Source organism: Leptolyngbya sp. FACHB-60 (assembly GCF_014695775.1).
In the GTDB taxonomy this organism is placed as follows: Bacteria; Cyanobacteriota; Cyanobacteriia; order Phormidesmidales; family Phormidesmidaceae; genus Nodosilinea.
Map to the genome: position 1 here is coordinate 21,301 of NZ_JACJOX010000005.1, position 6,940 is coordinate 28,240.

Sequence of the window (6,940 nt, forward strand, 5' to 3'; positions counted from 1 at the left end):
GCATAAACTCTCTGGAGTTTATCCTTCAGTAGCCTGGCTACAGATAGCGTTGCTGGTTGGGGGCATGGGGCTAACCCATAACGGATTGGCCGTCGCCGGAACTACCGACACCCCTGATTCGTCTGAGCAAGAAGTGCCAGTTGTAACCTCAGCTGACTATCTCGTGCCGACGAATGGCAACGCTCACAGAGCTAGCCCTCAAGCGACGCTAAGTTTGCCTTCACCCTCCGTAGCACAGCCTGAGTTTACGCCTCAGCGCCCGTCTACCTCAGCCGTTGTGACATCACCCCCTTCAGCGAGTTCGCCGATGTTCTCTCCGGTTCCCCCGCCGCCCCCAGCGGCTATCACCGTTACTGTTCCGGCCACACCTACAGCTCCTACCATGGCAGAGAGCTTGCTGAAGCCCGCAATCGCCTCCACACCGGGCGAAGCAGCAGCAACTGAGGTTCCCGCTGCCGCTATTACCCCCGAGCCGGTTCCGACAGAAGCCCCTGCCACCGTAGTTCCCGAAGCCATCGCCGCTGATGAATCGGTGCCTGCGGGCTACAACAGTGTTTTTATTGACCCCACTGATTACAGCCTAGGGGCCACTCAGGCTCCAGCGGCTCGACCCGGCGGCTCTCCCAACGTAGTCTTTGCCGAACGCTCTAGCGGCTGCCAAATTACTGTCGCCGCTGGGCAAAGCAGCCCCAGCGCGGCGTGCGGTGCCTCTACCGCTTCAGCATCAGCTTCCCAGGGCGCTGGGGCTCCCAGCGCTAGCCAGGGTCGGGGTGAAATTCGGGTTGGCCCCATTGCCGTGAGTTCCCAAGGAGTGCGACTGGGTAGCACCACTATCGTCAGCCGCGAAGCCCTCAACGAAAAGCTGCGCCCCCTCAATGTGCTGCGGCGCGGCACTGAAGAATACGTATTTCCGCTATCGGTGCCCGCGTCGATTTCGTCGCTGTTTGGCTGGCGGATGCACCCCGTCGCCCAGAGCTGGCGTTTCCACTCAGGAACTGACCTGGCGGCTCCCATGGGTACGCCGGTGCTGGCGACTCGGGCTGGGCGCGTCTCGGTGTCAGACTTTTTGGGCGGCTATGGCCTGACGGTCATCATGCGCCACGACGACGACAAGCTTGAGTCTCGCTACGCCCACCTGTCCCAGCTCGCCGTAGAGGCTGGGGAATGGGTGGAACAGGGCGAGGTTATCGGCCTGGTAGGCAGCACTGGAACTTCCACTGGTCCTCACCTGCACTTTGAGCTGCGTCAGTTGACCGGCGAAGGGTGGGTCGCAGTAGACCCAGTTGAGGTGCTGGAGTACGGCGTAGCCAACTTACTAGAGATCATTGACAACCCGATGCTGGCCCTGGGCCAAGGGGCCGCGAAGGCAGCAGAAACCGAAGAGAGTCTGCCCACCGAGTATCCCTTCCGCCCAGCCCAGCCCAATGCCAGCTAGCTTGGGACTACCGGCTGGGTTACGGTGAGATGTTGAGATAGCTGCTATGGGCTACGTCTTTGAGCATCAGGTGCGGTTTCACGAAACCGACGGGGCCGGGGTGGTCTATTTCGCCAATGAATTAGTAATGTGCCATACCGCCTATGAGGCATCTCTAACGGCGGCGGGGCTAGATGTGGCCGCATTTTTTCGAGCCGAAACATTGGCCTACCCTATTGTCCACACCAGCATGGATTACCGACGTCCGCTGCGGTGCAGCGATCGCGTCACTATTAACCTCACCCCCACCCGTTTAGACGACAGCAGCTTTGAAATCCAATATCAGCTCACGCTTGAGGATGCGGCAGTGGCCCAGGCCGTAACCCGCCATGTCTGCATTGAGGTGGCTAGTCGTCGTCTCAGTTCGCTGCCCACTGAGATGGAGCAGTGGATAGCCCAATGGAGCGATCGCTCCATTGGGCTTGGAGATGGTCAGTAATGGAAGGTAGCTGGCAGGAGTGGCTGTTTGTAAGCGGGTATGTGGGGTTTTTGGTAGCGATCGCCGTCCTCGTTCTCACCACTCGCTCCGAGCCGTAGCCCCAACCCTTTAACAGCAGCCATGAGAATCTTGCGTGGCTACTCAGGTTGTGACGCGGCGATCGCCAGTCCAAATAGCCCTCACAGAATTTTGCGTGGAGCCAGTAGGTTCCCGCAAAACTATTCCGATTTTGTAAGAAATTCTTAAAGTCGGTCGTGTTGTTTCCGTAAATTCGCGGTGGCGCTCTCCTCATCTACCGCTGAGTTCGATAGGCTTATTACAAGCGCTAAAAGGGCGGCTTAAATTTAGCTTAAACGTCAGATAGGCGTCTCCTGATGGGGTTTCCCCCGGCTTTTGCCGGGGGTTTTTGTTTGTAATGATGCCAGCAGCCTGATACATCGATCATGGGGCTGCTAGCCCTTAATAGCCTGAATGACGATAAAATGCCCTCAACGGCAAGTTTGGGCTTAAGCAAAGGCTTTTGAAAGCTAGATCGATCTCCACTTCATTGTCCTCAGAGATTTTACCTATAGGCGCTGTAAGGCAGGCTAACCGAAAGGGCATCTTTGAGAAAGGGAACGCTCCATAACCGTCGTCAGGGTGTGTCTCTTGCATCTATTGTCAGACCAGGACATCGGTTAACCTCTATGTCCTTTCACATTAACCACCATTTTGGGGTGCTTGCCTTTGCGGCGGTGATCAATATATTGGTCGCCAACATGGCATGGCAGCGGCGGGGCTCAACCCTGGCCTGTAGATATTTTTCTCTCATGATGGTAGCCGCCACATTTTACACAGCAGTAGCGGCGATGGAAGCAGGGTCTACAGCAGTATCTGACAAAATATTTTGGTCTACGCTCGAATACGTTGGAACTGGCGGAGTTATTGTCTTCTTTTTGCTATTTTCTGAAGCATTTGTCTACGAGCAATCGCAATTTAATCCTAGGCACCTGCTGAGGCTCAGTATTTGGCCACTGCTCAATATCATTTTGGTCGCTACCAATAGTTGGCATCACTGGATCTGGGTTGACATTACTCCAGGTCTACCCCCCAACTATGTTGCCATTTACGAGCATGGGGTTGGCTACTTCTGGATTCTTGCTTGTCTATATTTGTATGGGCTGCGGAGTATTCAGCTGTTAGCTCAATCTACCTTCAGGGGCAGCCCCCTACGGCGACGGCAATCGCTGTTCCTACTACTGGGAGCGTTGTTTCCCTACCTGGGCAGCGCCCTCTACTCCCTCAATCTCGCCCCAGCCGGCCTCAACTTAGCGCCAATGTCGTTTATGGGTACAGGAATCTTGTCCTTTTGGGCACTCTTTCGCATGGGTGCTTTTGATGCCATCCCGGTTGCCCGGGAAATGTTAATCGAACATCTGCAGGATGGCGTCATGGTCGTTGACTTGCAGCATCACATCGTGGATATTAACCCCCAAGGGCGATCGCTCACAGGCTTAAAGAGTTCCTGCATGGGGCGATCGCTCCACAGCGTCTTAGCTGACCTACCAGACCTCCTCCGCAACTATGACCGAGGAATTGAAATACCCTTTGATCTTTGGCTGGGTACTAAAAAGTCTTATTATGTCACCGTTCAAATTTCGCCTTTACAAGATGGCCAGGGCAGAAACCACGGGCGACTGCTGGTCTTCCATGATATTACCCAGCGATATCAAGCGGAAGTAGAGCTACGTCAAGCCAACAACCGCCTTCAAAGCCAACTTCAGGAAATTGAGTTTCTCCAGACCAAGCTTGAGACCCAGGCCAGACAGGATCAGTTAACCGGCTTATTTAACCGTCATTATCTCAATGAGATCTTACCCCAAGCCTTAGAGCAGGCAGGGATAGAGCATTACCCAATTGCCTTTGTCATGCTAGATATCGATCACTTCAAGCGGGTAAATGATACTTTCGGGCATCGGACTGGGGATCTGGTCATTCAGACGTTCAGCCGAATTCTTTTTCAGCAAATAAGCGCTGGAGATGTTCCTTGCCGATTAGGTGGAGAAGAATTTTTAGTAATTTTACCAGGCATGACTTTAGATGCAGGATTTCAATGGGCTGAGATTATTCGTCAAAGTTTTGAAGCAGCTGCGGTGTCCTGGAGAAATTCTGAGGTAAAAACCACGGTATCCGGTGGTGTCGCTATATTTCCAGATCACGGTACCCAGGATGACGAGCTGCTCCACGCAGTTGATCTCGCTCTCTACGACGCCAAAAAAGGCGGGCGCAACCAAGTCATCTGTTTCAATCACCTGGTTCACCAATAGGCTAGATATAGATCTTGAGCTGTATCTAGCCTATTGGTGAAAGTTCACTTCTGGACTCAGGTCGGGTTTAAACCAATTCTGGCTATTGTTCAATGGTTTCATGGCGGCTGCAGCGAGCCGCCTCATCATGCTAAAACAGCGGCTTTAGCGATACGGACCACAGGAGGATTTGATCGCACCATTGCTCCAAAGGCACTATCTTGTCACAATACAAAGACAATTACGATACGAACCTTAACGCAGCGGCTTCTTGCTTCAATGAATGTAATCACTGGTCTTGGCCTGTTTCTGGCTCTTCTGACCGGGGGCGCAGCATTTTACTTGCTCACTCCCCGCCGCTACGAGTCTTCTAACTCCGTAGCCAACTCCTACGATCAGTGGACCGAAGATGGCATTTTGGAGTTCTACTGGGGAGAGCACATTCACCTAGGCCACTATGGGGCACCGCCCCGCCGCAAAGATTTTCTCGCGGCTAAGGCCGATTTTGTTCATGAAATGGTGTGCTGGGGCGGCCTAGACCGGTTGACAACGGGTACAACGGTATTAGATGTAGGCTGCGGCATTGGGGGCAGCAGCCGCATCCTCGCTCGCGACTATGGTTTTGTGGTTACCGGGGTCACCATTAGCCCCAACCAGGTGCGGCGTGCCCAGCAGCTTACCCCACCAGGAGTTCCCGCTCAGTTCCAGGTGGATGACGCTATGGCGCTATCGTTCCCCGACGGTAGCTTTGATGTGGTGTGGTCGGTGGAAGCTGGCCCCCACATGCCCGACAAGGAAGTGTTTGCCCGCGAGTTGCTGCGGGTGCTAAAGCCCGGCGGTGTACTAGTGGTCGCTGACTGGAACCAGCGAGATGACCGCGCCATTCCCCTCAATGTCTGGGAGAAACCTGTCATGCGCCAGCTGTTAGATCAGTGGTCGCACCCAGCTTTTGCCAGCATTGAAGGCTTTGCCGAACAGCTCAAAGCCACCGGGATGGTGGCAGGGCAAGTCACCACCGCCGACTGGTCCAAGGAGACTCTGCCCTCCTGGCTCGACTCCATTTGGCAGGGGGTCATTCGGCCTCAGGGCATGGTGCGCTTTGGGCCAGCAGGGATTGTCAAGTCGGTGCGGGAAGTACCTACCCTGCTGTTAATGCGGCTGGCCTTTGGCTCTGGGCTGTGCCGGTTTGGCATGTTCCGCGCAGTGCGGGGTACCCCTTCTACACCACCTCAGGCAATGGTAACTGCATCCGACAGATACACGTCCTGAATTAAGTGAAACAATTTTACCCCTTCTTTGAAATCGCGCTGGAAAGTTTTGCGGCCTGAAATCAGCCCCATCCCCCCGGCCCGCTTGTTGATCACGGCAGTGCGAACGGCTTCAGCAAAATCGTTGTCGCCGGAACCGCCGCCGGAGTTGATCAGCCCCATACGCCCGGCGTAGCAGTTGAGCACCTGGTATCGGGTGAGGTCAATGGGATGGTCGGTGGTGAGATCGCTGTAAACGCGGCTGATGGTTTTGCCGTAGGTTTGCCCCAGGGCTTTGGCCACGGCCCCGTAGCCGTTGTTAATCTCTGGCAGTTTTTGCTTGATAATGTCGGCCTCAATGGTGACGCCTAGGTGGTTGGCCTGGCCGGTCAAATCGGCGGCGAGGTGGTAGTCTTTATCCTGCTTAAAAGAGCTGCTGCGCAGGTAGCACCAGAGAATGGTGGCCATACCCAGCTCGTGGGCCCGCTGGAAGGCAGCGCTGACTTCTTGAATCTGTCGAGTTGATTCATCGGAACCGAAGTAGATAGTGGCCCCGACAGCGACAGCGCCCAAATTCCAGGCCTGCTCAACATCGGCAAACATCACCTGGTCAAAACGGTTAGGAGCCGTGAGCAGCTCGTTGTGATTGAGTTTGAGAATGAAGGGAATTTTGTGAGCGTAGCGGCGCGACACACTACCAAGGACTCCAAGGGTGGTGGCGACAGCGTTGCAGCCCCCCGCGATCGCTAATTCCACAATATTTTGCGGGTCAAAGTACATAGGGTTGGGCGCAAAGGAGGCCCCAGCCGAGTGCTCAATCCCTTGATCCACCGGCAGGATGGAGAGGTAGCCGGTATTTGCTAGGCGGCCTGTGCTGTAGAGCTGTTGCAGGCTGCGGAGGACTTGGGGATTGCGATCGCTTTGGGTAAATATGCGATCAACCCAATCCGACCCTGGTAAGTGCAGCGTAGACTTCGGCACCTTAGCTTCATAGCCGAGCAGCGACTCAGCCTCGGGGCCGAGCCAGTCGGCGATTGTGTTAGTGGATGACAGGGCAGTTACCATGGCATTAATTTGAGTACATCAGTGATATCAATGGAGCTGTCTAAACGTTAGCCCAAGGTTTTAAAGACGTGAACCTAGTTCACAAAATTCACTGAATATAATTTTGCCCTCCCCTTCGTCACTCTGGACGCTAACAGACATCTGCTCAAGCAAACGAGCATTCACTTTCCAAGACCGTGGCAACAGCTACTGTAGCCGTGCCGGGGATAGGACGTTGTCATCGCCAGCCTATCGGCGAAGGCCATACGCCAGTTCGCGGCTCCGGTCGGGGCTATCACAACAAAAAGCCTCACTCTGGTAAAGGAGTGAGGCTTTTCAAGTAGAGACCTGGCATCGAGCTATTTTGACAAGGGGCAACCCCCTCACTATCTTCGCCGCAGCTGCGTTTCACGACTGAGTTCGGGATGGGTCAGAGTGGGACCACAGCGCC

At 54.7% G+C, this 6,940-nt stretch carries 6 protein-coding genes; 4 read left to right on the forward strand and 2 right to left on the reverse strand.

The annotated features are described in order from the left end of the window. Positions 1-252: 252 nt before the first annotated feature. A complete protein-coding gene (locus H6F57_RS27845) occupies positions 253-384 on the reverse strand; it encodes a hypothetical protein (RefSeq protein WP_277873687.1) in 132 nt (43 codons plus the stop codon). On the opposite strand from H6F57_RS27845, the gene H6F57_RS00695 reads away from it, so the two are divergent. The 4 genes from H6F57_RS00695 (at position 383) to H6F57_RS00710 (ending at position 5,467) form a co-directional block, all read left to right on the forward strand. Continuing rightward, entirely contained in the window at positions 383-1,435 is a 1,053-nt protein-coding gene (locus H6F57_RS00695; protein WP_190624656.1) for a M23 family metallopeptidase, read from the forward strand. The genes H6F57_RS27845 and H6F57_RS00695 overlap by 2 nt on opposite strands. A gap of 46 nt (positions 1,436-1,481) precedes the next feature. Next, a complete protein-coding gene (locus tag H6F57_RS00700) occupies positions 1,482-1,913 on the forward strand; it encodes a thioesterase family protein (protein ID WP_190624657.1) in 432 nt (143 codons plus the stop codon). A gap of 686 nt (positions 1,914-2,599) precedes the next feature. Continuing rightward, on the forward strand, positions 2,600-4,219 hold the full coding sequence (locus H6F57_RS27850; protein ID WP_190624658.1) for a histidine kinase N-terminal 7TM domain-containing protein: 1,620 nt from the start codon (positions 2,600-2,602) through the stop codon (positions 4,217-4,219). A gap of 258 nt (positions 4,220-4,477) precedes the next feature. Next, positions 4,478-5,467, forward strand: coding sequence for a methyltransferase domain-containing protein (locus tag H6F57_RS00710; RefSeq protein ID WP_190624659.1), 990 nt, complete (start codon positions 4,478-4,480; stop codon positions 5,465-5,467). Here H6F57_RS00710 and H6F57_RS00715 read toward each other — a convergent pair. After that, complete coding sequence (locus H6F57_RS00715) at positions 5,428-6,510, reverse strand: class I fructose-bisphosphate aldolase (RefSeq protein ID WP_190624660.1); 1,083 nt, start codon at positions 6,508-6,510, stop codon at positions 5,428-5,430. The two genes, H6F57_RS00710 and H6F57_RS00715, sit on opposite strands and share 40 nt — an antisense overlap. Positions 6,511-6,940: the final 430 nt, after the last annotated feature.